13 protein-coding genes and 1 riboswitch are annotated in these 24,846 nt (G+C 67.2%); of the genes, 7 read left to right on the top strand and 6 right to left on the bottom strand.

The features are described from left to right. The first annotated feature begins 55 nt into the window (after positions 1 to 55). The 4 genes from glyQ to AC5P6S_RS18000 all read left to right on the top strand — a co-directional run bounded on the left by glyQ (position 56) and on the right by AC5P6S_RS18000 (position 9,037). Positions 56 to 967, top strand: a complete 912-nt coding sequence (gene glyQ, locus AC5P6S_RS18015; RefSeq protein WP_012481649.1) for a glycine--tRNA ligase subunit alpha — start codon at positions 56 to 58, stop codon at positions 965 to 967. An 87-nt stretch (positions 968 to 1,054) separates the two neighbouring features. Beyond that, on the top strand, positions 1,055 to 3,130 hold the full coding sequence (glyS, locus tag AC5P6S_RS18010) for a glycine--tRNA ligase subunit beta (RefSeq protein WP_012481648.1): 2,076 nt from the start codon (positions 1,055 to 1,057) through the stop codon (positions 3,128 to 3,130). Between the two features lie 256 nt (positions 3,131 to 3,386). Further along, positions 3,387 to 5,183, top strand: coding sequence for an autotransporter assembly complex protein TamA (locus tag AC5P6S_RS18005; RefSeq protein WP_005414924.1), 1,797 nt, complete (start codon positions 3,387 to 3,389; stop codon positions 5,181 to 5,183). Beyond that, positions 5,180 to 9,037, top strand: a complete 3,858-nt coding sequence (locus AC5P6S_RS18000) for a translocation/assembly module TamB domain-containing protein (RefSeq protein ID WP_076739431.1) — start codon at positions 5,180 to 5,182, stop codon at positions 9,035 to 9,037. Before AC5P6S_RS18005 ends, AC5P6S_RS18000 begins: the two co-directional genes overlap by 4 nt. Before the next feature lie 11 nt (positions 9,038 to 9,048). Here AC5P6S_RS18000 and AC5P6S_RS17995 read toward each other — a convergent pair whose 3' ends face one another. The 3 genes from AC5P6S_RS17995 to AC5P6S_RS17985 all read right to left on the bottom strand — a co-directional run bounded on the left by AC5P6S_RS17995 (position 9,049) and on the right by AC5P6S_RS17985 (position 13,435). Further along, positions 9,049 to 10,296 carry a J domain-containing protein gene (locus tag AC5P6S_RS17995; RefSeq protein WP_495204697.1) on the bottom strand — a complete coding sequence of 416 codons (1,248 nt, stop codon included), beginning with the start codon at positions 10,294 to 10,296 and terminating at the stop codon, positions 9,049 to 9,051. Continuing rightward, entirely contained in the window at positions 10,293 to 11,441 is a 1,149-nt protein-coding gene (locus AC5P6S_RS17990) for a heat-shock protein (protein ID WP_172986132.1), read from the bottom strand. The genes AC5P6S_RS17995 and AC5P6S_RS17990 overlap by 4 nt, the downstream gene beginning before the upstream one ends. A gap of 305 nt (positions 11,442 to 11,746) precedes the next feature. Further along, the gene (locus tag AC5P6S_RS17985; RefSeq protein ID WP_012481643.1) at positions 11,747 to 13,435 is read right to left on the bottom strand and encodes a molecular chaperone HscC; all 1,689 of its coding nucleotides are present in this window, start codon (positions 13,433 to 13,435) and stop codon (positions 11,747 to 11,749) included. A gap of 127 nt (positions 13,436 to 13,562) precedes the next feature. On the opposite strand from AC5P6S_RS17985, the gene AC5P6S_RS17980 reads away from it, so the two are divergent. Together AC5P6S_RS17980 and AC5P6S_RS17975 are read left to right on the top strand one after the other, a co-directional pair. Then, positions 13,563 to 15,710, top strand: coding sequence for a S46 family peptidase (locus AC5P6S_RS17980; protein ID WP_012481642.1), 2,148 nt, complete (start codon positions 13,563 to 13,565; stop codon positions 15,708 to 15,710). Between the two features lie 249 nt (positions 15,711 to 15,959). Then, positions 15,960 to 19,406, top strand: coding sequence for a hybrid sensor histidine kinase/response regulator (locus tag AC5P6S_RS17975; protein ID WP_033835356.1), 3,447 nt, complete (start codon positions 15,960 to 15,962; stop codon positions 19,404 to 19,406). Positions 19,407 to 19,445: 39 nt separating this feature from the next. Here the strand turns inward: AC5P6S_RS17975 and AC5P6S_RS17970 are convergent, their stop codons facing one another. The 3 genes from AC5P6S_RS17970 to acs all read right to left on the bottom strand — a co-directional run bounded on the left by AC5P6S_RS17970 (position 19,446) and on the right by acs (position 23,110). Next, entirely contained in the window at positions 19,446 to 20,021 is a 576-nt protein-coding gene (locus tag AC5P6S_RS17970; protein ID WP_005414918.1) for a manganese efflux pump MntP, read from the bottom strand. Between the two features lie 88 nt (positions 20,022 to 20,109). Continuing rightward, a riboswitch (yybP-ykoY riboswitch) is annotated at positions 20,110 to 20,199 on the bottom strand. A gap of 222 nt (positions 20,200 to 20,421) precedes the next feature. Then, entirely contained in the window at positions 20,422 to 21,087 is a 666-nt protein-coding gene (locus tag AC5P6S_RS17965; RefSeq protein WP_005411662.1) for a response regulator transcription factor, read from the bottom strand. Positions 21,088 to 21,166: 79 nt separating this feature from the next. Next, a complete protein-coding gene (gene acs, locus AC5P6S_RS17960; protein ID WP_099524110.1) occupies positions 21,167 to 23,110 on the bottom strand; it encodes an acetate--CoA ligase in 1,944 nt (647 codons plus the stop codon). Between the two features lie 245 nt (positions 23,111 to 23,355). On the opposite strand from acs, the gene AC5P6S_RS17955 reads away from it, so the two are divergent. Next, positions 23,356 to 24,783, top strand: a complete 1,428-nt coding sequence (locus AC5P6S_RS17955; RefSeq protein WP_005411660.1) for a DcaP family trimeric outer membrane transporter — start codon at positions 23,356 to 23,358, stop codon at positions 24,781 to 24,783. The last annotated feature ends 63 nt before the right edge of the window (positions 24,784 to 24,846 follow it).

Genomic DNA, 24,846 nt, shown 5'->3' with positions numbered 1-24,846 from the left:
CCCGCAGGTCGGCCGTTATACTAGCGCACCCCCTTGCCGGCCAAGACTCGTACGCATGTCCGCGACCCCGACCGTTCCGATCACCTTCCAGGGCCTGATCCAGACCCTGAACCAGTTCTGGGCCCAGCAGGGCTGCGTGCTCATCCAGCCGCTCGACCTGGAGGTGGGCGCCGGTACCTTCCACCCGGCCACCTTCCTGCGTGCGATCGGTCCGGAAGGCTGGAATGCGGCCTACGTGCAGCCGTCGCGGCGCCCGACCGATGGCCGTTACGGTGAGAACCCGAACCGCCTGCAGCGCTACTACCAGTACCAGGTGGCGATGAAGCCGGCGCCGGACAACATCCAGCAGTTGTACCTGGATTCGCTGAAGGCACTGGGCATCGACCCGCTGGTGCACGACCTGCGCTTCGTCGAGGACAACTGGGAATCGCCGACGCTGGGCGCGTGGGGCCTGGGCTGGGAAGTCTGGCTCAATGGCATGGAAGTGACCCAGTTCACCTACTTCCAGCAGGCCGGTGGCCTGGAATGCCGCCCGGTGCTGGGCGAGATCACCTACGGTCTCGAGCGCCTGTGCATGTACCTGCAGAACTGCGACAACGTCTACGACCTGATCTGGACCTACGGCCCGGACGGCCAGCCGGTGACCTACGGTGACGTCTACCACCAGAACGAGGTGGAGCAGAGCACCTACAACTTCGAATACGCCGACGTGGAAGAAATGTTCCACCGTTTCGACGCCTGCGAGCGTGAGGCGCAGAAGCTGGTGGAAGTGAACCTGCCGCTGCCGGCCTACGAGCAGGTGATGAAGGCCAGCCACACCTTCAACCTGCTGGATGCGCGCCGTGCGATCAGCGTGACCGAGCGCCAGCGCTACATCCTGCGCGTGCGCGCGCTGGCCCAGGCGGTGGCCAGGGCGTACTACGAGCAGCGCGAGAAGCTGGGCTTCCCGGGCGCGAAGAAGGCCTGACGGCCCTCCCGCACCGACCCGCTTTTCATCAACTACCCGGGGCGCCGGACGCGTTGCGCGCTGCGCCCCCACCACAGGATCGAACCGATGAGCCAACTGTCCCCCCTGCTGATCGAACTGGGCACCGAGGAGCTGCCGGTCAAGGCGCTGCCGGGCCTGGCCCAGGCATTCTTCGACGGTGTCGTCGAAGGCCTGCGCAAGCGCGGCGTCGCGCTGGAACTGGGCGATGCGCGCCCGCTGTCGACCCCGCGCCGACTGGCCGTGCTGCTGCCGGGCGTCGGTCTGGAACAGCCGGAGCAGCACAGCGAAGTGCTGGGCCCGTACCTGAACATTGCGCTGGACGCCGAAGGCCAGCCGACCAAGGCGTTGCAGGGCTTCGCCGCCAAGGCCGGGATCGACTGGACCGCGCTGGAGAAGACCACCGACAACAAGGGCGAGCGCTTCGTGCACCGCGCGGTGACCCCGGGCGCGAGCACCGCCAGCCTGCTGCCGGAGATCCTGCGCGAGGCGATCGCGGCGATGCCGATTCCCAAGCCGATGCGCTGGGGCGACCACGCCTGGGGCTTCGCGCGCCCGGCGCACTGGCTGGTGCTGCTGCACGGCGCCAACGTGGTCGAGGCCGAACTGTTCGGCCTGCAGGCCGGCCGCGTCAGCCGTGGCCATCGCTTCCACCATGACCAGGCGGTGTCGCTGGCGCAGCCGCAGGACTACGTTGAAGCGCTGCGCGCCGCGTTCGTGCTGGTCGACCCGAGCGAGCGCCGCGCGCGCATCGTCGCCGAGGTCGAGGCCGCTGCGGCCAAGGCCGGTGGCAGCGCCCGCATCACCGACGACAACCTGGAGCAGGTGGTGAACCTGGTCGAATGGCCGTCGGCGGTGCTGTGCAGCTTCGAGCGCGCGTTCCTGGCGGTGCCGCAGGAAGCGCTGATCGAGACGATGGAGATCAACCAGAAGTTCTTCCCGGTGCTGGATGCGGCAGGCACGCTGACCGAGAAGTTCATCGGCATCGCCAACATCGAATCGAAGAACGTGGCCGAAGTGGCCAAGGGCTACGAGCGGGTGATCCGTCCGCGGTTCGCCGATGCCAAGTTCTTCTTCGACGAGGACCTGAAGCAGGGCCTGGTGTCGATGGGTGAGGGGCTGAAGACGGTGACCTACCAGGCCAAGCTGGGCAGCGTGGCCGACAAGGTGGCGCGCGTGGCTGCACTGGCCGAAGTGATCGCACCCCAGGTCGGTGCCGATGCCGCGCAGGCCAGGCGGGCTGCCGAACTGGCCAAGAACGACCTGCAGTCGCGCATGGTCAACGAGTTCCCGGAGCTGCAGGGCATCGCCGGCCGCCACTACGCCGTGGCCGGTGGCGAATCGGCCGAGGTGGCGCTGGCCATCGACGAGGCCTACCAGCCACGTTTCGGTGGTGATGACATCGCGCTGTCGCCGCTGGGCAAGGTCCTGGCCATTGCCGAACGCGTGGACACCCTGGCCGGCGGCTTCGCCGCAGGCCTGAAGCCGACCGGCAACAAGGACCCGTTCGCGCTGCGCCGCAATGCGCTGGGCCTGGCGCGCACGATCATCGAAAGCGGCTTCGAGCTGGACCTGCGCGCACTGCTGGCCAGCGCCAACGCCGGCCTGGCCGCACGCAACGTGCAGGCCGACGTCGGCGAGCTGTACGACTTCATCCTCGACCGCCTGAAGGGTTATTACGGCGACAAGAACGTGCCAGCCACGCACTTCAATGCGGTGGCCGAACTGAAGCCTGTCTCGCTGTATGACTTCGACCGCCGCCTGGACGCGATCGGCACCTTCGCCGCGCTGCCGGAAGCCGAGGCGCTGGCTGCGGCCAACAAGCGCATCCGCAACATCCTCCGCAAGGCTGAAGGCGACATTCCGGCCCAGATCGACCCGGCGCTGCTGCAGGAAGACGCCGAGCGCGCGCTGGCTGAAGCGGTCACTGCGGCCATCGACGACACCGGCGCCAGCCTGCATCAGAAGGATTACGTGGCGGTGCTGGCGCGCCTGGCCCGCCTGCGCCCGCAGGTCGACGCGTTCTTCGATGGCGTGATGGTCAATGCGGAAGATCCGGCGTTGCGTGGCAACCGCCTGGCGCTGCTGACGATGCTGGGCGAGCGCCTGGGCAAGGTGGCAGCGATCGAGCATCTGTCGAGCTGATGCCCGTATCGGTAGTGCCGGCCGCTGGCCGGCATTGCCACCGCGCATCGCATCGACCTGTGGATTGCCGGCCAGCGGCCGGCACTACCGGAACACCGTCGGCGGATGTCCATCGGGGTCATCGCCGGCATCGCGCACGATGCCGGCATCCTCGCCTGCGATCACGAGGATCGCCACAAAGGCGCGTATTTTGACCGCCACTTAACAACCGATCCCGAATGACGTGATGCATTTCGCATCGTCACCTTCGGTCGGTATGCTGTGCCGCATGCAGCCAAAGAAATACGCCCTGCCGCTGATGGTCCTGTCGCTGGCCGCCACCTCCGTGGCCCACGCGCGCGGCACCATCGACAAGGTGGACATCAAGGGATTGGACAAGGGCGACGACGCCGCAATCATCGAGAACATCCAGGAATCGCTGTCGCTGTACGACACGATCGGCAAGGAACAGGGCGAATCGCGCCTGGAGTACCTGCTGTCACAGGCCGAGCGGCAGACCCGCCAGGCACTGGAACCCTTCGGGTACTACAACCCGGTGATCAAGGTCGAGGCGCCGCGCGAGGACGAGCATGTGCGGGTGCTGATCCATGTCGACAAGGGCACCCCGGTGACCGTGCGCCGTGAGCACATCGACATCACCGGGCCGGCGATGTATGACCAGTACCTGCAGGACGACCTGGCCGCATTCAAGCCCCGCAAGGGCCAGCGCTTCGAGCACACGCAGTACGAAGCCAGCAAGATCACCATCACCCGTCGCCTGGCCGAGCGTGGCTACTTCGATGCCGACTACACCCAGCGCCAGGTGCAGATCACCCGCGCCGACAACGCAGCCGACATCGACCTGACCTGGGACAGCGGCCGCCGCTACAACATGGGGCCGGTGCGTTTCGAGCAGGATTACTTCGTCGACAAGCTGTTCGACCCGCTGGTGTACTGGGAACAGGGCAGCTACTTCCACGAGGGCAAGCTGGACCGGCTGCGCGAGTCGCTGACCAAGCTGGACTACTTCAGCGTGATCGACATCCAGCCACGGCCCGACCAGGCCGATGCCAACGGCGAAGTGCCGGTGGATGTGAAGCTGACCCGCGCCAAGCGCACCATCTATACCGCGGGTCTGAGCTACGGCAGCGAGAGTGGTCCGGGTGTGCGCGGCGGCATCGAGCGGCGGTTCCTGAACAACCGCGGCCACAAGATGAACACGCAGCTGGACTATGCGCAGAAGCGCAAGAGCCTGGTGACCAGCTACCGCATCCCCGCCTTCAACTGGCTTGACGGCTGGTACACCTTCGCCGCCAGTGCGTATGACGAGCAGACCGATTACATCGACCTGCGCAACTTCAAGCTGATCGCCAGCCGCAGCGGCGAGATCAACGAGCACTGGACCGCGATCGCCTCGATCAACGCACTGCGCGAGCGTTGGCGCTATGCCTCCGGCACTGAATTCACCGATGCCGTCTACAACACCTCGACGCTGGTGTACCCGCAGATGGTTGCCGACTACGTCAACGTCGACGACGAGATGTTCCCGCGCAAGGGCATCAGCGGTACTGCGACGATGCGCGCCGGCGTTGAAGGTGCTGGCTCGGACACCAGCTTCGTGCAGGCCAACGCCGTGCTGCGCTGGTACATCCCGGTGGGTGAAAGCAACCGCCTGATCCTGCGCGGCGAGGGGGGTACCACCTGGACCAGCGATCTGGTGGCGATGCCGCCGAGCCTGCGCTACTTCGCGGGCGGTGACCGCAGCATCCGCGGTTACGCCTACCGCGAAGTCGGCCCGCGCACACCCAAACCCGACAAATACGCGCTGGGCGCCAAGAACCTGGTGATCGGCTCGGCCGAGTACGAGCACTACTTCAATGGCGGCCCGTGGGGCGCGGCGGTGTTCGTCGATACCGGCAGCGCCTTCGACAACACCATTGATCTGCACACCGGCGTCGGCTTCGGCGTGCGCTGGAAATCGCCGGTGGGCCCGGTGCGCGTGGATATCGCGCATGGCCTGAACAACCCGGATTCGCAGTTCCAGCTTTACCTCAACATCGGAGCGGACCTGTGAGCACGCCCGCACCCACCCCGAACACGCCGCCGCCGCGCGTGCGTTTCTACCGCCGCCGCCGCTTCTGGGCGTGGTCCGGCGTGGGCGTGATCGGCCTGGTGCTGCTGGCGTTGCTGGCGGTGTACTGGCTGCTGCAGACCGTGGCCGGCCGCGATGTGCTGCTGGCACAGGTGGTGGCGCGGCTGCCGGTGGGCGCCAGCTTCACCTGGGACAAGGTGGACGGCCCGGTGGCCGGTCCGCTGACCCTGTACAACGTCGACTTCCGCTACGACGACATCCATTTCCACGCCGAGCGCGCGCACCTGGAGCCGGACCTGCGCCCGCTGCTGGGCCGCAAGCTGCTGCTGGACAAGCTGGAGCTGACCAACGCGACGCTGAACCTGGCCAAGAGTGACGAGCCGTTCAAGCTGCCGTCGTGGCCCGATTCGCTGCCGCAGATCGAAATGCCGCTGGCGATCCAGGCCGATGCCATTGCCATCGACGGCTTCCGCATCAGCCAGGCCAACGAGCCGGTGATCGACATCAGCCGTGTGCGGGGTGGCATCGAGATCGCCAACGGCGAGTTCCAGGCGCACAAACTGGTCGTGGACAGCGACATGGGCAATTTCACCGCCCAGGGCCGCTACATCCCGGCCAAGGACTACGACACCGACGTGACCGTCACCGCAGTGTTGCCGGCCCCGCGTGGCCGTACCGCAGCGACGGTGGGGCTGGTGGCACGCGGTGACCTGGCGCACATGGAAGTGGCCGTAGCCGGGCGCGCGCCGAAGCCGCTGCACGCGATGCTGGTGTTCGATGGCCGCACCGATCCGAGCTGGAGCGCCAGCATCCGCAGCGACGAACTGGATCTGGCGCTGCTGTCGCCGGCACTGGCCAGCTCGGCGATCGCACCACTCGCACTGGACTTCACCGCGGCTGGCAAGGGCGGCAACGCCAACCTGCGTGGCAAGGTGAAGCAGGGTGATCAGGAGCTGGAGCTGGCGCCGTCGGTGGTGTCGCTGCAGGACCAGGTGCTGAAGGTGTCGCCCCTGCTGGTGAAAGGGCTTGGCGGTGAGGCACGGCTGGAAGGCACCGCCGACTTCAGCCAGGAAGACCAGCAGAAACTCAATTTCTCGGTGGTCGCCCATGACCTGACCTACGTGCCGGCGCCCGATCCGAACACGGCCGGCAGCGCACCGGTGCCGGTCACCCTGAAGGAAGCGCGCTTCGGCCTGGCCGGTACCTTGAAGGCGTGGGCCGCGATCGGCCGTGCCGATGTCGAACGCGAAAAGCAGAAGGCACAGCTGCAGTTCGACGTACGCGGCAATGACCAGGCCGCGTCGATCCACCAGCTGCAGGCGCAGACGCCGGGTGGGCAGCTGCAGGTGGAAGGCCAGGTGGCGTGGGCACCGCAGCTGGACTGGGATGCCAAGGCCACGCTGAAGGACTTCGACCCCGGCTATTTCGTGCCGGGCTGGAACGGCCGCCTGTCCGGCAACCTGGCCTCCAAGGGCCGCCAGCTGCCGCCGCCGGCAAACGCGCCGCCGGGCACGGCCGGCACGCTGGAAGCCACCGTCGACCTGCCGTCGCTGAAGGGCATACTGCGCCAGCGCAATCTCGACGCACAGGGCAAGTTCGCGCTGCAGGGCGCGCAGGGCCAGGGCGATCTGAAGCTGTCGCTGGGCAGCAGCCGGGTGACCGCGTCGGGCAAGGTGGGTGATCGCCTCGACATCGACGCGCGTTTCGAACCGCTGCAGCTGAGCGATCTGCTGCCCGGCGCCGATGGCGGCCTGCGTGGACAGGTACAGGTGAAGGGCCCGCGCGATGCGCCGGACATCACTGCCGACCTGGTCGGCAACAACCTCAACTGGGACGGCTACGGCGCCGAGAGCGTGAGCATCAAGGGCCACCTGCCATGGCGCGGCGACAGCGGCACGCTGGCGGTGCAGGGCCAGCAGGTCAACGCCGGCATGCTGCTGGAACGCTTGAACGTGGATGCGCAGGGCAGTGTCTCCAACCTGCGCCTGGCCGCGCAGACCCGCAACGAGATGGGCGCTATCGAGCTGCAGGGCAGCGTCCGCCAGCAGGGCGCGCAGTGGCGCGGCGAACTGGCGTCGCTGCGTATCGCACCGGTGAAGGGCGATGCCTGGTCGTTGCGTGCACCGGCGGCGTTCGCGATCAACGGCAGCACCTACACCCTGTCCGAAGCCTGCCTGGCCGCGGCCAGCAGCGGCGCGCTGTGCGCACAGGCCAACTGGCCGCGTGAGGGCCTGGTGGTGCGCAGTGATGCGCTGCCGCTGGCGCTGGTGCAGCCGTGGCTGCCGCCGCAGTCCGGCCGCCGCATCTACCTGCGTGGCGATGTCAGCCTGGACGCGCAGATCCGCCCGCGCGGCAATGCCTGGGAAGGCCATGTAGAGGTGCGCTCGAAGGAAGGCGGCGTGCGCCTGGGCGAGAACCGCAACACCGTGGGGGATACCACCCGCGGCGAGCTGGTGCGTTATGACCAGTTCTCGCTCAAGCTCGACATGACCCCGGCCAGCATCAAGGGCTACCTGGGCATGGGCTTCCAGGGCAACGGCTTCGTCGATGCCAGGATGCAGACCGGCTGGGAGGCCAGTGCGCCGCTGAACGGCGAGCTCTACCTCAACATGTCGCGACTTTACTGGCTGGAGCTGTTCTCGCCGGACATCGTGCGCCCGACCGGCCTGATCGAGGGCCACGTCAGCCTGCGCGGTACGCGCGGCCAGCCATCGCTGGGCGGTGACGCCCAGCTGAGCAACTTCAAGGGCGAATTCCCCGCGCTGGGCCTGACCTTCGACCAGGGCAAGGGCAGCTTCGTGGCCCAGCCCGACGGTTCGGCAAAGATCACCGCGCAGGCCAACTCGGGCCAGGGCACGCTGTACGTGGATGGTGGTCTGTCGTGGTTTGGTGATGCACAGCCGCTGCAGCTGAAGATCCACGGCGAGAACGTGCTGCTGTCCAACACCAGCGAGCTGCGCATCGTCGCCAACCCCGACCTCGACTTCACCCTGGCCAAGGCGGCGATGGAGCTGCGCGGCACCGTGCACGTGCCCGAGGCCGACATCGATCTCGAACGCCTGGATCGTGGCACCTCGGTGTCCGAGGACGTGGTGGTGCTGGACCCGGCCGACCCGGAAGAGTCGCGCACCTCGCCGCTGGACATGGACCTGACCGTCAGTCTTGGCGACAAGGTCAAGATGACCGGCTTCGGCCTGAAGGGCGCACTGACCGGCAAGATGCAGGTCTGGGCCAAGCCTGGCCGCGAAATGACCGCCAATGGTGGCCTGGAAGTGAGTGGTCGCTACAAGGCGTATGGGCAGGACCTGACCATCACCCGTGGCAACCTCACCTGGAACTACAACGCGGTGTCCGACCCGCGCATCAACATCCGTGCCGAGCGCCGGATCGGTGATGTCACCGCCGGCATCGACGTGACCGGGCGTGCGCAGCAGCCGCGCGCGGACGTGTGGTCCGAGCCGGCGATGTCGCAGTCCGAGGCACTGGCCTACCTGGTGCTGGGGCGCAGCCTGACCGGTGCCAGCAGCGACCAGGCCCAGCAGGTCAACGCGGCCTCGGCGGCGCTCTCGGCTGGCAGCGGCCTGCTGGCCTCGCAGCTGGGCGCCAAGCTGGGCCTGGACGATGCCGGCGTGAGCCAGTCGCGCGCGCTGGGCGGCTCGGTGATTGGCGTCGGCAAGTACATCTCGCCCAAGCTGTACGTCGGCTACGGCGTGTCGCTGGTCGGTGCCGGTTCGGTGATCACGCTGAAGTACCTGCTGCGTCGTGGCTTCGACGTGGAAGTGGAGTCGAGCACGGTGGAAAACCGTGGTTCGATCAACTGGCGGCGGGAGAAGTAACCCGCCGCCATTCAACCGTTGCCGGTGCCAGGGTCCAGCTGGCTCACGACTGCGAATGAGGGAGCAGGCCTGCGCGGACGAGGCCCGTGCGTGAGCACGCCTTGCCCATCGAGCGGCGACGGTGGTTCGGCCGGTGTTGGCGCGGACGCCGTTCGCGATGGAGTCCACCCCACGAAGTGCGCCAGCATGAGGGCGCCGGACACGATGACCGCCGAGGCATGGATTGCCGCGCGTTTCATGCCGGACGTGTTGAGCGCACGTGGTCGCACGGCATCACCCAGTAGTGCCAGCACCGCCAGAACCGCCAGTACGATCAGCGCGCCCAGCAGGCAGCGGACAATCGCGACCTGCAACTTCGGGATGTTGAAGCGCCTGGGCTGCGATATCGCCAGCCAGAAGGCGACCTGATCCGCGTCCAGTGGCGCCAGCGTGTCGCGGACGGTATGCACCCCCAGATGCTGCATCGTGCGCCGCATGGTGCCTGCGCGCCCGGGCACGCAGGACGACAGCAGCGATTGCAGCCAGTGCCACGGCCGGGTCAAGCGTTCCACGCGGGCACGGGCTTCATGGGGGGACACCCGATCCTGCGGTCGGTCCAGTGCTGTGGTGAGGGCCGCATGGTTGCGCGGCTGCAGCTGCCAGTGGCGATGCAGTTGGCTGCGTCGTGCACGGACCCGGTAGGGATCGATATCAGCCCGGATCTCATTCCAGCAGAAGTATCGACCGAGCAGATCGAAATTGGACTCGCACAGCGGGCCGCCCTGGTGCAGCAGCTGCTGCAGGACCACGTCACCGATACGTGGCCTGTCGGCCAATGACCACAGCTCCGGACGCCCGGCCAGCCAGTGCTCGAAGCTGGCCGGGTCGGTGTCGCCGGCGGTGTTGATCAGCAGGCGCGCAAACCGGGGCAGGTTCAATGATGGCTCCACCACATCGTCCGGCATGTCGGTGTCGAGCGTGCATGGATGATGCAGCTCCGGCATGTGGTCCATCGGCGAATGGCTGTCGTACGGCGCCAGTGGCTCGGGCGGGCTGTTGTCCGCAGGCGTGGTCGCGAGCGCTTCTGCACTGCTTTCCTCCTGCCACTGCGCACGGTTGCGTATCCACCGCAGCGCTTCCTGATAAGCCTCGTGCAGCGTCTGGAATGCCACCGGGTCTTCGTCCGGGCGCGCCGCGCGCAGTCTCTGCGCGTAGGCGCGCTTGATCGCCCGTTCGTCGGCGCTGGCGTCGAGCCCGAGAGCGTCCAGCGCCCGGTTCACGCAGTGTTTCCAGAGGCCGGCGGAAGCCGGTCAATCGGCGCGTGACGACGCGCGCGGTGCACGAACTCGGCGCCCCACTGCAGCAGGGTGAGAACGATGCCTGCTTCGGCGATCAGCATGGCAAGTACCATGAACACGCCGTGGCGGACTCCGAATCGCATCCGGGCACCGACGCGTCGCCACAGGCGCGCAGTCGCCAAGGGCAGTGCCATGAAGATCAGCAGCGTACCCTCCATGCGGTGGCCCAGGCCATGGACAAGAACCAGGCTGCCGATCGCCATCAACGGCGCAGGTAGGGCCAGCAGCAGCCCTGCACGCCGATGAGTGAGGTCAAGCGTAAGTTGGCGCAGCGCCCAGCGAACAGGCACCCACAGTACTCCCATCACCGCCAGCAGCAGGCCCAGGAGCGCCCCCATCTGGACGAATATCGAGGCTTCGCCCGCCTTTCCCTGGACCAACGAGACACCTGCGATTCCACCGAAGAACAACAGGCTGCAGACGCCCAGCAGCACGCCACGCAGCGCGTTCACCTGCCAGCGCCACCGCCTGGGCCGGGAGACGTCGGCAAGACTTCGCCAGAACAGGATCTGCTGCGGATGCCATGCCTCGGGCAACTGCTCGCTTCCCCCCGACTCGATGGCATCCAGCAGCGCGTTGACTTCACTGATGTGCTCGGGCAGCTGCGCCTGCCAGAGGGATCGCCGCAGGTTCCATGGCTGCGACAGGTAGCGCAGGCAACGACTGACTGTGATCCTCCCCAACCGCAGGCTGCCCTCTTGTTCAAGCAGTGCCGACAGCTCTGCCGCATTCCCGGTCTCGGCGGCCCAGCGTCGATGACCGCGCGACTGGATCGATGCCAGCCTGTCCGGATCCACGCCATCGTGTACATCATCCCAGCCAAAGCAGCGTGCCAGCAGACCCATGTTGGCTGCGCTGACGCTGTTGTGACTGCGTGCCAGTTCATCCAGCAGCGCGTCGCCCACCAATGGCTTGTAGCGCAGCGACCACAGCACCGGCGTGGCCTCCAGCCAGGGGCCGAAGTCTTCAGGGGAAGACAGATGGGCCATGCGCAGGATCGTGTGCGCATGGCCCGATACGTGGACCGCTCCCTCCAGTTCCGCCACTTGTGCCGTGCGCAGCAGCACAGGCGTGCCGCGAGGTGGCCATGGAGGCGAGTACGAACGCGTTTCGGGCGGCGCCCATGCCACGTCTGCGTCGGGCGGCCAGGGTGCGATGTCGGTTGCATGCTCCGCCGGTTCGTCTTCGTCTGCGGTATTGGCCAGCGCTTCCTGGCGGACCCAGTCCAATGCCGCCTGATAGGCCTCATGCAGGTGCTGGAAGGCGATGGGATCCTCGTCGGGTCGAGTCACCCGCAGGCGATTTGCATAGGCGCGCTTGATCGCGCGCTCGTCAGCGGCTTCGTCCAGCTCCAGGACGTGAAGTGCCCAGCTCATGCATCGCGCTCGAGGGTGTCCAGTGCCTCGTCCAGCTGACGGCGATGACGCTCGACGGCAATGGCGTCCTGGCCTTCCAGCACATGGCGGAAGCTGCTCAGCCACGACTGCAGCTGTTCGCGGTGATGGATGCGTTCCTCGTACAGGCGCTCGGTGCGGGCGATCACCGCGAGGTTGGGCTGGGCGTCACGCGGGTGGATCTTCAGCGCTTCCAGTGCGCGCAGGCGCTGCTGGATCTCTTCGGGTGACAGCAGCCCGGGATTCTGTTCCAGGATGAGCTCGTGGCGCTTGCCGGTGGCATCCTCAGTGACTTCGACCTGCAGCAGCCCGTTCACGTCGTAGGTAAAGCGGGCGGTGACGCTGCGCTCCTGCATCGGGACAGAATGGGTCAGCGGCACGGTCAGCTCACCGAGCTTGATGTTGCGATCCACCGTCGGGCTCTCGCCCTGGAACACGTCGATACGGATGGCGTCCTGCCGCTCGTGCAGCGGGTAGAAGCGATCCTCGCGGCTGACCGGCACCACGCTGTTGCGCTGGATGATCGGGTGGAAGTAGCCGCTGCGTTCGCCACCGGCAGCATCCTGGCGGGACACCTGCGTGCCGAGCGTGTAGGGGCAGACATCGGTCAACACGACTTCGCGCAAGGATTCGTCGCGCGCCTTCAATCCCGCTGCAACGGCGGCGCCCAAGACAATCGCCTGGTCCGGATGGATATGGCGCAGCGGAAGCCGACCGAACATGCGGGTCGCCAGCTTGCTGACCATCGGCATGCGTACCGCACCGCCGACCAGGATGATGTCGTCCAGCGCGTCGGGCTTGAGCCGGGCGTCGCGGATCGCGCGTTCGATGGGCCCACGCATGCGCAGCAGCAGCGGTTCGCAGAGCTGGGTGTAGCGCGCCTCGTCCATCTGCCACTGGCGTTCGCTGCCGGCCAGGGGCAACTGCAGGCTGGCAGCGCCGCTCAGGCTGAGTTCGCGCTTGAACAGTTCCAGTCGACGCAGCAGCTGCGCCTGTTCGGCAGCGGACAGGTCGCTGGTGGACGTGCCCTGGTCGGCATGGAAGGCCCGCACCAGTACCTGCAGGAAATCCTCGCCGCCCAGGAAATTGTCGCCGGCGCTGGCATGCACTTCGACCACGCCGTCGAACAGTTCCAGGATGGAGACGTCGAAGGTGCCACCGCCCAGGTCCAGCACCAGCACGCAGCCTTCGCCGTCACGCTCCTGCAGGCCATAGGCCAGCGCGGCGGCCGTGGGTTCATTGATCAGGCGCTCGACGCGGATGCCGGCCAGCTCGCCGGCTGCCCGGGTAGCCTTGCGCTGGGCGTCGGAGAAATAGGCCGGTACGCTGATCACTGCCTCCTCCACCTTGTGGCCCAGTGCGGCTTCGGCGTCAGCCAGCAGCGAGCGCAGCACCATGGCCGAAAGCTCCTCGGGGCGGAAACTGCGCTCACCCAGCCGGGTCTCGCGATCGCTGCCCATCCAGCGCTTGAAGTGGGCCACGGTCTGCTGTGGATGGCTGACCAGGCGGTCGCGGGCTGGCTGGCCAACCAGCACGGCGCCATCGACCAGGCTCACCACCGACGGCGTCAACAGCTCGCCATGGGCATTGGGGAACAGCTGCGGCCCGGTTGCCGTGTGCATGCCGATGAGGGAATGGGTGGTGCCAAGATCGATACCGACGATCATCTGCTGACGTCCGTTGTGCAGGGAACCGCGATTGTAGGAGTGGCCCCGACCCCCTGACCATCGGGCGTTGCCCGACAGCGCCCCACGGGCTATGGTCCCGGGCTGTTCTGTCGTACCGGATTGCCTCATGTCACCACGCAAAGCCCTTCCCACCGCCCTGGCCCTGGGCCTGACCCTCGCCGCCGGTGCCCACGCCGATGAAGGCATGTGGATGCCGACCCAGCTGCCAGAACTGGCCAAGCCGCTGCAGGCCGCAGGTTTCAAGGGCAATCCGGCCGACCTGGCCAACGTCACTGCGCCGCCGCTGAGCGCCGTGGTGCGTGCCGGCGGCGGCACCGGTTCGTTCGTGTCCGCCGACGGCCTGCTGCTGACCAACCACCACGTGGCGATGGGCGTGATCCAGTACAACAGCTCGCCCGAGCACGACCTGATCACTGGTGGCTTCATCGCCAGGGACCGTGCCGACGAGCGCCCGGCCAACCCGGACTTCCGCGTGCTGGTCACCGTCGGCTTCGACAAGGTGACCGACCAGGTGCTGGCGCAGGCGCGTGGCAAGACCGGCCGCGCCTACTTCGATGCCGTCGATGCGGCCAGCAAGCAGATCGTGGCCGAGTGCGAGAAGGACGGCAGCGTGCGCTGCTCGGTGGCCAACATGTACTACGGCACCGACTTCTACCGGATCGCCCAGCTGGAACTGAGCGACGTGCGCCTGGTGTACGCGCCGCCGCGTGCGATCGGCAACTACGGCGACGAGATCGACAACTTCATGTGGCCGCGCCACACCGGCGACTTCACCCTGCTGCGCGCCTACGTGGGCAAGGACGGCAAGCCGGCCGCCTACAGCAAGGACAACGTGCCCTACCAGGCGCCGGCACACCTGCAGATGTCGGTGGAAGGCCCGAAGGAAGGCGACTACGCGATGCTGGCCGGTTACCCGGGCATCACCTACCGCCATCGTACCGCGGCCGAATTCGCTGGCCAGATCGATACCGTGCTGCCGCGCCGCGTGTCGGTGTTCCAGCAGATGATCGACACCATCGAGGCCGCCAGCGCCAAGGATGCACAGGCGCGCACCCGCTACGCCTCGCAGCTGCAGTCGCTGAAGAACAACCGCAAGCGCGCCGCCGGCGAGCTGGAAGGCCTGCTGCGCAGCGACGCCAAGGCCCAGCGTGCTGCCGACGAGACGGCGATGCTCGCTGCCACCGACCGCAAGTACCAGGGCGACATCAAGGCGTTGCTGGCCAACCTGTCGCAGGGCGCGGCGGTGGGCGAGCGTGACCTGCTGCTGGACCAGATGGCCGCGCAGAGCCAGCTGCTGCGTTCGGCGTTGCTGCTGGAGCGCCTGCGCATCGAATCGGCCAAGCCGGACGCGCAGCGCGAAAGCGGCTACCAGCAGCGCGACCAAGCGATGATCGAAGGCGTGCTCAAGCAGGTCCAGCGCCGTTACGCACCGGAGGTCGAGAAGGCGCTGCTGACCACCCTGCTGACCCGCTACCAGCAGCTGCCGGACGCGCAGCGCGTGGCCGAGTTCGACGCGGCCTTTGGCCGTACCCCGCAGCAGCTGGCCAAGGCGCTGGATACCCTGTATGCGGGCACCCAGCTGGGTGACGAGGCGCAGCGCCTGTCGCGCTTCGCCGCCGCACGCGAAGGCAAGGCGCTGGCCGCCGATCCGCTGATCGCCGTGGCCGGCCCGCTGGTGGCCGCGCAGCTGCGCATCGAGAACGAGAGCAAGACCCGCGAAGGCGAGCAGCTGCGCCTGCGCCCGGCCTACATGCAGGCGCTGTTCGCCTGGCGTGCCAAGCAGGGCCGCGCCGTGTACCCGGATGCCAACCGCACCCTGCGCATCAGCTACGGCAAGGTGGAGGCGCTGCACCCGCGCGATGGCGTGACCTACTCGCCGGTGACCACCGTGGCCGGCATCGTCGAGAAGAACACCAACGCCTATCCGTTCGATGCGCCCAAGCCGCTGCTGGCGGCGATTGCCAAGGGTGACTTCGGCAGCACCGCCGACCCGGCGCTGAAGACCCAGACGGTCAACTTCCTGACCAACCTGGATACCACCGGCGGCAACTCCGGCTCGCCGGTGCTCAACGCCAAGGGCGAACTGATCGGCCTGAACTTCGACAGCAACTGGGAATCGGTCAGCGCCAGCTGGTGGTTCGACCCGCGCTACAAGCGCGCCGTGCACGTGGACATGCGCTACCTGCGCTGGCTGCTGGCCAAGGTCTACCCGGCGCCCGAGCTGCTGAAGGAAATGGGCGTGCCGGCCCAATAACGCCGGTACCTGGCAGGTGCCCACCGCTTCCTGGTGGGTGCCCATTGATTCCCGGTAGGTGCCCATTGATTCCCGGTAGGTGCCCATTGATTCCCGGTAGGTGCCCACTGTCAGTGGGCGCGGATGTCCCCGTCACGACCAACGGTCGTGACCCACCAGACGGGCCAACGGTCGTGACCCACCGCCATGACCTACCCTCACGACCAACGGTCGTGATCTACTGGCCCCTGTTCCGACGGAAACGCACGCGTGGTCTCCAGCTGGATCCTGCTGCTGGTCTCGGTTGCCTATGCCGCGCTGCTGTTCGGCGTGGCGTGGTGGGGCGACCGCCGGCCGATGTATCCCGATCGGCCGTGGCTGCGGCCGGTGGTGTACAGCCTGGCGCTGGCCGTGTACTGCTCGTCGTGGACCTTCTACGGAGCGGTGGGTACCGCCGTGCGCAACGGCATCGGCTACCTGCCGATCTATATCGGTCCGTTGCTGCTGCTTTTGTTCGGCTGGCGCATCATCGAACGCCTGGCGCTGATCGCCCGCAGCCAGAACGTGGTCTCCATCGCCGATTTCATCTCCTCGCGCTTCGGCCGCTCGCGGCGGTTGGCGGCACTGGTGGCGATCATCGCCCTGATCGGCATCATCCCGTACCTGGCCCTGCAGTACAAAGCGGTGGCGATGAGCCTGCAGGTGCTGACCGGCAACAGCGGCCCGACCGGCTTCTTCACCGATCCGGCGCTGTACGTGGCGCTGCTGATGGCGCTGTTCGCCACCCTGTTCGGCACCCGCCAGGTCGACGCCACCGAGCACCACCACGGCATGATGCTGGCGATCGCCTTCGAATCGGTGATCAAGCTGCTGGCGATGCTGGCCGTGGGCGTGTTCGCGTATCTGTGGCTGAGCAACCGCACCGATGCGGTGGTCGAGTCGGTGCATACGCTGTTCACCGGCCTGCCGCCGGTGGGCTTCATCTCGCAGACCCTGCTCAGCTTCCTGGCCATCATCTGCCTGCCACGCCAGTTCCACGTGGCCGTGGTCGAGTGCGGTGACGTGCGCGACGTGCGCCGCGCGCGCTGGATGTTCGGTGGCTACCTGGTGCTGATCTCCGGCATGGTGCTGCCGATCGCCACCGCCGGCGTGACCCTGTTCGGCACCGGCGGCAGCGTCGCCGACGACTCGATGGTGCTGGCCCTGCCGCTGGCCGAAGGCCGCAACGCGCTGGCGCTGATCGCCTATGTGGGCGGGTTCTCCGCCGCCACCGGCATGGTCATCGTCTCGTCCATTGCGCTGGCCACCATGGTCAGCAACGACCTGGTGATGCCGGTGCTGCTGCGTCGCAGTGGCGACCATCAGGAAGCCGCCGACGTTGCCTCGCGCGTGCTGTGGATCCGCCGCCTGGCGATCCTGCTGCTGGCGCTGATGGCGTACAGCTACTACCGCACCAGCAGCAACGACAGCACGCTGGCCTCGTACGGCCTGATGGCGTTCGCGGCGGTGGCGCAGTTCGCGCCCGGGCTGATCGGCGGCCTGTACTGGCGCGGCGCGAGCCGGCGTGGTGTCGAGGTGGGCATGCTGCTGGGCTTCGCCACCTGGCTGTACACACTGCTGCTGCCGGCGATGACCATGGCCGGCTGGGTCGATGCTGGCTGGGTGCAGCATGGCCCGTTCGGCATCGAATGGCTGCGCCCGCAGCAGCTGTTCGGCATGACCGGCTGGGACCCGCTGACCCATGGCACGTTCTGGTCGCTGCTGGTCAATGCGGCGACGATGATGCTGGTGTCCGCACGCTGGCGGCCCGGTGTGGACGAGCGGCTGCGCGCCGCGCCGTTCCTCGACCCGTATGCCGAGCGCCCGTCGGTAGCCGGTGGCTGGCCCGGTCATGTGCACGTGGGCGACCTGCTGGCACTTGCCTCGCGCGTGGTCGGCGAGCGCCATGCGCGGCGTTCGTTCTTCGAGCAGGCACAGTCGCTGGGCCGCGAGCTGCAATCCTCGGCGCCGGCCGACCGGCCGTGGGTGCAGTTCACCGAACGCCTGCTGGCCGCGTCGATTGGTGCGGCCTCGGCGCGCCTGCTGCTGACCAGCCTGCTGCGTGGCTCGGGCATGGACCTGGGCGAAGTGGTGGCGGTGCTGGACGAAGCCGGGCAGGAACTGCGCTTCAACCGCGAGATCCTGTCGACCACGCTGGAGAACATCAGCGCCGGGGTCAGCGTGGTCGATCCGGACATGCGCCTGACCGCATGGAATCGTCGTTACCAGGACATGTTCGGCTACCCCGACGGCATGCTCTACGTAGGTCGCCCGGTGGCCGACCTGATCCGCTACAACGCCGAGCGCGGCGAGCTGGGCGAGGGTGATATCGAAGTGCAGATCAACCGACGCATCGGCTACATGCGCGCGGGGTCACCGCACGTGTTCGAGCGCACCCGCAGCGATGGCAAGGTGATCGAGATGCGTGGCCAGGCGCTGCCCGGCGGCGGTTACGTGACCAGCTACAACGACATCACCGACTACAAGCACGCGGAAAAGGCCCTGCTGGAAGCCAACGAGACGCTGGAACAGCGCGTGGCAGAGCGTTCGCATGAGGCCGAGGTCGCGCAGCAGTCGAAGACCCGCTTCCTGGCGGCGATCAGCCATGACGTGCTGCAGCCACTGAACGCCGCACGCCTGTTCGCTTCCGCGCTGCGCGACAGCGATCACGTGAGCGATGAGCAGAAGCACCTGGCCGAGCGCGTGGATGCATCGCTGCGCGCGGCTGAAGAACTGCTCGATGGCCTGCTGGACGTATCGCGCCTGGACGCCGGCGGCCTGCACCCGGTGATCGGCGAATTCGACGTGAGCGCGCTGATGCGCGAACTGGCTGCGCAGTACACCCCGGTCGCCGCCGGCCGTGGCCTGCGCCTGGACCTGTTCGCACGCCCGGCATGGGTGCGCAGTGACCGCCGCCTGCTGCGCCGCGTGCTGCAGAACTTCCTGGCCAATGCGCTGCGCTACACGCGCCAGGGACGCATCGTGCTGGCCGTGCGCCAGCGCGGCGACGAAGTGGAGCTGCAGGTCTGGGATACCGGGCCCGGCATTCCCGAGCACCACATGCGGCAGATCTTCGACGAGTTCCACCGCTACCAGCAACCGTTCGATTGGGGTGAGCAGGGGTTGGGGCTGGGCCTGTCGATCTGCCAGCGCATCTCGCGCCTGCTTGACCATCGCCTCAATGCGCGCAGCCGGGTCGGCAAGGGATCGATGTTCTCGATCATCCTGCCGCGGGTCGCACCGCTGCCGGGCTACACCGAACTGGCCGCGCCGGTACAGGCCGTCGCCGCGCCGGTGCGCAGCGATTCGCTGGCGGGCCTGCGCGTGCTGTGCGTGGACAACGACGAGGAGATCCTCGACGGCATGCGCGCACTGCTCGGCCGTTGGCAGGTGCAGGTGATCACGGCATCGACGGTGGATCAGGCGTTGGAGAAAGTGGCCGAACGGCCACAGGTGATGCTGGTCGACTACCACCTGCACGACCGCATGGATGGCCTGGACGCCCTGGTGGCCCTGCGCGAAGCCGCCGGTTACCCGCTGCCGGGTGCGCTGCTGACCGCCGATGGTCGCGACGAGCTGAAGCGGATGGCACGCGAACGTGGCTATCGCGTGCTGACCAAGCCGATCAAGCCGGCCTCGCTGCGCGCCTTCCTCGGCGCGCTGCGCGACGCGCAGTAGTGCCGGCCGCTGGCCGGCAACCACGTAATCGCGGAAGCGTTACCCCACGCCGTGCAGGTGCTCGTACAGGATCGTCGCACCGATGATCACCAGGATCACGCCACCGATGATCTCGGCACGCTTGCCCACCATGCTGCCCAGCACGCGGCCGAGCATGATGCCGGCGGTGACCATGGTCAGCGTGCACAGGCCGATGACCGCGGCCATCACGCCGATATGCACGTCCATGAAGGCCAGGCCGATGCCCACCGCCATCGCATCGATGCTGGTGGCGAAACCGGTCAGCGCCAGCTTCCAGAAGCCGTGGTGCTGCGAGGGGTCCTCGTCTTCCTCGGCACTGTCCGGGCGCAGGCCGTTGTAGATCATGTGGATGCCCAGCGCGCCGAGCAGGCCGAAGGCGATCCAGTGGTCGAAAGCTTCCACGTACTGCAGCGCGGCGCGGCCGAGCAGCCAGCCGATGATGGGCGTGATCGCTTCGATGACGCCGAAGATGATGCCGGCACGCAAGGCATCGCGGAACACCGGCTTGCGCATGGCCGCACCCTTGCCGATCGCGGCGGCAAAGGCATCGGTGGACATGGCAAAGCCGATCAGGAGGATCGAAATGGGGGACATGGACAGCGGCTGAGGTCGGGCCAGGACGGACGCACGGCCTGCGCTCGCGCCCAACCTGACGTTGCGCGCGCGGGCCGCTGGTCTCGCCAACCATCATGGTTGTCCACGCCACGGCGCACCGGCCGAGTATGTTGACGTGGACGATTCCTGCGAAGGAATCCGGCTACTCCCCAAGGGGACGCGAAGCTTAGCATCGCGATTCGCGCGTGGCGCATTTGCAGCGAAACGCGCAGGCAGGGCTGGTTTGTATAGCGATGGCTATATCGTGAGCGCAACGGTGCCGGGTAGTGCCGGCCGCTGGCCGGCATGCGCCACGGCGAGAGCGTGCCAAGCAAGCTTGGCACCTACCAGAGCGTTTTCAGGCGTTCCAGGTGACTGCCGGCCAGCGGCCGGCACTACCTCAATCTTCTTCCGGCGGCAGCACGATGGCGTCGTCGTCGATCGCCAGCTTGCCGGCCATCAGCACGGCTTGGGTGCGGTTGGTCACGCCCAGCTTGCGCAGGATGGCGGTGACGTGGGCCTTGATCGTCGCTTCGGAGACGTTGAGGTCGTAAGCGATCTGCTTGTTCAAGCGGCCTGCGCCCAGCATCTGCAGCACGCGGAACTGCTGCGGGGTGAGCTCGCGCAGTCGCTGGCCGACTTCGCGTTCCTCGCGCTCGGTGGGCGGCACGTTGTGCGCTTCCGGCGGCGCCCAGGTCTCGCCATCGAGGATGGTGCCCAGTGCGTGGCCGATGGTGTCCGAATCCGCAGACTTCGGAATGAAGCCCAGCGCGCCGTGGTCGAGCGCGCGGCGCATCACCGTGGCTTCTTCGCGCGCGGATACCACCACCACCGGCAGGTGCGGATGCAGCGAGCGCATGTGCACCAGCGCGTTGAAACCCTGCGCACCGGGCATGTTGAGGTCCATCAGGACCAGGTCGGCGTCGTTGTGCTGGTCGGCCAGCGCATACAGCGCTTCCACGCTGTCGGCCTCGAACAGCTGCACGCCGGGGATGACCCGCTGCACGGCGCCGCGCAGGGCTTCGCGGAACAGCGGGTGGTCATCGGCAATCAGGAGGGTGGTCATGGTCGGGGGGAACCGTGGGGGAAAGCAGATGGGGTCAGAGCCCTTTCCTTGCGGAAAGGGATCCGACCCCGGTCGTACATCAGCGCACCTTGCGCTCGTCCACCAGTGACGCCACCACCGACGGATCAGCCAGGGTCGAGGTGTCGCCGAGCTGGTCCGGCGCGTTCTCGGCGATCTTGCGCAGGATGCGGCGCATGATCTTGCCCGAGCGGGTCTTCGGCAGGCCCGGCGCCCACTGCAGGTGGTCCGGCGTGGCGATCGGGCCGATCTCCTTGCGCACCCAGGCAACCAGTTCCTTCTGCAACTCGTCGCTCGGTGCCTCTTCGGCCACAAGGGTGACGTAGGCGTAGATGCCCTGGCCCTTCACGTCGTGCGGGAAGCCGACCACGGCCGCTTCGGCCACCTTCGGGTGCGAGACCAGCGCGCTTTCCACCTCGGCGGTGCCGATGCGGTGGCCGGACACGTTGATCACATCGTCGACGCGGCCGGTGATCCAGTAGTAGCCGTCTTCGTCGCGGCGGCAACCGTCGCCGGTGAAGTAGCTGCCCGGGTAGGTGCGGAAATACGTATCGATGAAACGCTGGTGGTCGCCGTACACCGTGCGCATCTGGCCCGGCCAGGAATCACGGATGATCAGGTTGCCCTCGGTCGGGCCGTCCTGGATCTCGCCATCGGCATTGACCAGCGCCGGCTGCACGCCGAAGAAGGGCAGGGTGGCCGACCCCGGCTTGAGGTCCATCGCGCCGGCCAGCGGCGAGATCAGGATGCCGCCGGTCTCGGTCTGCCACCAGGTATCGACGATCGGGCAGCGGCTGTCGCCGACCACCTCGTAGTACCAGCGCCAGGCTTCCGGGTTGATCGGCTCGCCGACGCTGCCGAGCAGGCGCAGCGACGCGCGTGAGGTCTTCTTCACCGGTTCCTCGCCTTCGCGCATCAGCGCACGGATGGCGGTCGGGGCGGTATAGAAGATGGTCACCTTGTGCTTGTCGATGACGTTCCAGAAGCGCGAGGTGTCCGGGTAGTTCGGCACGCCTTCGAACATCAGCGAGGTCGCGCCGTTGGCCAGCGGCCCGTACACGATGTAGCTGTGGCCGGTGACCCAGCCGACGTCGGCGGTGCACCAGTAGACGTCGTCCTCGCGCAGGTCGAACACCGCTTCATGGGTGTAGGCCGCGTACAGCAGGTAACCGCCGGTGGTGTGCAGCACGCCCTTCGGCTTGCCGGTGGAACCGGAGGTGTAGAGGATGAACAGCGGGTCTTCCGCGTTCATGCGTTCCGGCTCGCAGGTAGCCGGCTGGCTGTCCACCACATCGTGGAACCAGCGGTCGCGCGGGGCCTGCATGTCCACCGCACCGCCGGTGTGGCGCACCACCAGCACGGTTTCCACGGTATTGGTGCCCGGCAGCTTCAGCGCGGCATCGACGTTGGCCTTCAGCGGAATCCTGCGGCCACCGCGCAGGCCCTCGTCGGCGGTGATGATCAGCTTGCTCTGGCAGTCGCTGACACGGTCGGCGATCGAGTTCGGCGCGAAGCCACCGAACACCACCGAGTGGATCGCACCGATGCGCGCGCAGGCCAGCATGGCTACGGCGGCATCGACGATCATCGGCAGGTAGATGGTGACGCGGTCGCCCTTCTTGACGCCGAGATTGCGCAGTGCATTGCCGAGGCGGCAGGTGCGCTCGTACAGCTCGCGGTAGGTCACGTGCTGGGCCGGTGCATCCGGGCCATCGGGCTCGAACAGCAGGGCGGTCTTGTCGCCGCGCGTTTCCAGCTGGCGATCCAGGCAGTTCACGCTGGCATTGAGCTCGCCATCTTCGAACCACTTGATGTGGAAGTCGGACAGGTCGTAGCTGACGTTCTTGATCCTGGTCGGCTTGCGCATCCACTGCAGGCGCTCGGCGGCCTTGCCCCAGAAACCATCCGGGTCGGTCACCGAAGCCTGGTACTGCTGTTCGTACGACGTCTTGTCGATGCGTGCCTTGGCGGCGAACTGCGGATCGACGGGGTAGATATCAGCCATGGCACCCTCACTTGCACGTTGACTTTGTATGTGCGGTCGCAGCATCGCAGCGACCGATCCCCTTCAGTTTGCCCCATCCACCCCCGGCCGCGTCACCACTCTGGTTAGACCATGGTCGAAAGTGAGCGCCCAGCAGGGCCGGGTTCGACCAATGGCGAATAGCCGCTATACATAATCGCCCCGCAGTCTCGGCTCGACCGTGCCCCACGCGCGGCATCACCTTGCCACTTGGGAGAGAGGGCAACATGAGCCACCGTACGTTGAAAGCCGTGCGCACACCTTTGGCGGCCTGCCTGTTGGTCGCCCTGGTCGCACCGGGCATGGCGTTCGCTGAGACCGCCAAAGAGAAAGCGCTGGAAGCACGCGTTGCCGAACTGGAACGCCAGGTCCAGCTGCTGCTGTCTTCGCAGCAACAACAACAGACCCAGATCAGCCAGACCCAGCAGGCGGTGACCGAAGTCCGCACGGTGCAGGCCGGGCAGAAGCCGGTTGCCTCGGTGCCGGCCGGCAAGCAGCCGATCCAGGTCACCACCATCACCCCGGGCGCGGCGCCGGGCACCACGGTCAAGATCGGCGGCTTCATCAAGGCCGACTTCCTGGCCACCCAGACCAGCGATGGCCAGCTGGCCGACGACGCCACCGGCCGCTCGCTGTACCTGCCGGGCCAGACCCCGGTGGAAGGCGCCGGCGGCAGCGGCAAGCGTTCGGGCACCGACTTCAACGCCCATGCCAAGTTCTCGCGCTTCAACCTGGGCATCGACAACGTGAGCGAATCGGGCAACAAGGCCGGTGCGTTCTTCGAGATGGACTTCTTCGGCAACTCGCTGGGCAACCAGACCGCCACCAATACCTACGGTGTGACCCTGCGCCACGCCTACATGTACTGGAACAACTGGATGGCCGGCCAGACCTGGTCCAACTTCATGGACGCGGCCGCACTGCCCGAAGCGGTCGACTTCGTCGGCCCCACCGATGGTGTGATCTTCGTGCGCCAGGCCCAGGTGCGCTACACCCAGGGCGGCTTCAGCGTCGCGCTGGAAAACCCGGAAACCACCACCCTCACCGGTACCCGCAACCCGGTCACCGGCGCCTGGACCAACACCAGCGCCAACTCCGACCGTGGCAGCCTGCCTGACCTGACCCTGCGCTATGGCTGGAAGGGTGACTGGGGCACCTTCGGTGTCGGCGGCATCGTCCGTCAGCTGAAGGTCGACAACCAGGCCACCGGCGCCAAGGCCGACAAGGTGGCTGGCGGCCTGACCCTGGGCGGCAAATGGGTGATGGGTGACAGCGATTCGCTGCACTACCAGCTGACCGGCGGCGAAGGCATCGCCCGCTACATCGGCCTGGGCATCACCGCCGATAGCGCCTACGACGTGGCCCGCGACGAGCTCAACCCGACCGGCGTGCTGGCCGGCTACGTGGGCTGGCGGCATGCGTTCTCGCCGAAGCTGCGCACCAACCTGATCTATGCGCGCAGCGACTACGACAACGACAGCATCCTGGGCCCGCTGGTGACCAAGAGCGTGCAGAGCATCCGCGGCAACATCTTCTATTCGCCGCTGCCCAAGGTCGATATCGGCGCCGAACTGATGTACGGCCGTCGCGAAGTGGAGAACGGCAACAAGGGTGACATCACCCGATTGCAGTTCACCACGAAGTACAGCTTCTAAGAGCGTGCCGGCCAGCGGCCGGCACCTACCGAGATGGGGTGCCGGCCAAGGTCGGCACCTACC

The organism is Stenotrophomonas sp. YJH_SMC_119 (assembly GCF_059368315.1).
Note: the sequence above shows the minus strand (reverse complement) of the source record. Positions and strands in the feature narration are given on the sequence as shown.

Coding starts and splice junctions, on each gene's coding strand:
- AC5P6S_RS17970 (WP_005414918.1), bottom strand. CDS start 20,021: ATGTCCCCCATTTCGATCCTCCTGATCGGCTTTGCCATGTCCACCGAT.
- acs (WP_099524110.1), bottom strand. CDS start 23,110: ATGGCTGATATCTACCCCGTCGATCCGCAGTTCGCCGCCAAGGCACGC.
- AC5P6S_RS17980 (WP_012481642.1), top strand. CDS start 13,563: ATGTCACCACGCAAAGCCCTTCCCACCGCCCTGGCCCTGGGCCTGACC.
- AC5P6S_RS17965 (WP_005411662.1), bottom strand. CDS start 21,087: ATGACCACCCTCCTGATTGCCGATGACCACCCGCTGTTCCGCGAAGCC.
- AC5P6S_RS17955 (WP_005411660.1), top strand. CDS start 23,356: ATGAGCCACCGTACGTTGAAAGCCGTGCGCACACCTTTGGCGGCCTGC.
- glyQ (WP_012481649.1), top strand. CDS start 56: ATGTCCGCGACCCCGACCGTTCCGATCACCTTCCAGGGCCTGATCCAG.
- glyS (WP_012481648.1), top strand. CDS start 1,055: ATGAGCCAACTGTCCCCCCTGCTGATCGAACTGGGCACCGAGGAGCTG.
- AC5P6S_RS17985 (WP_012481643.1), bottom strand. CDS start 13,435: ATGATCGTCGGTATCGATCTTGGCACCACCCATTCCCTCATCGGCATG.
- AC5P6S_RS18005 (WP_005414924.1), top strand. CDS start 3,387: ATGCTGTGCCGCATGCAGCCAAAGAAATACGCCCTGCCGCTGATGGTC.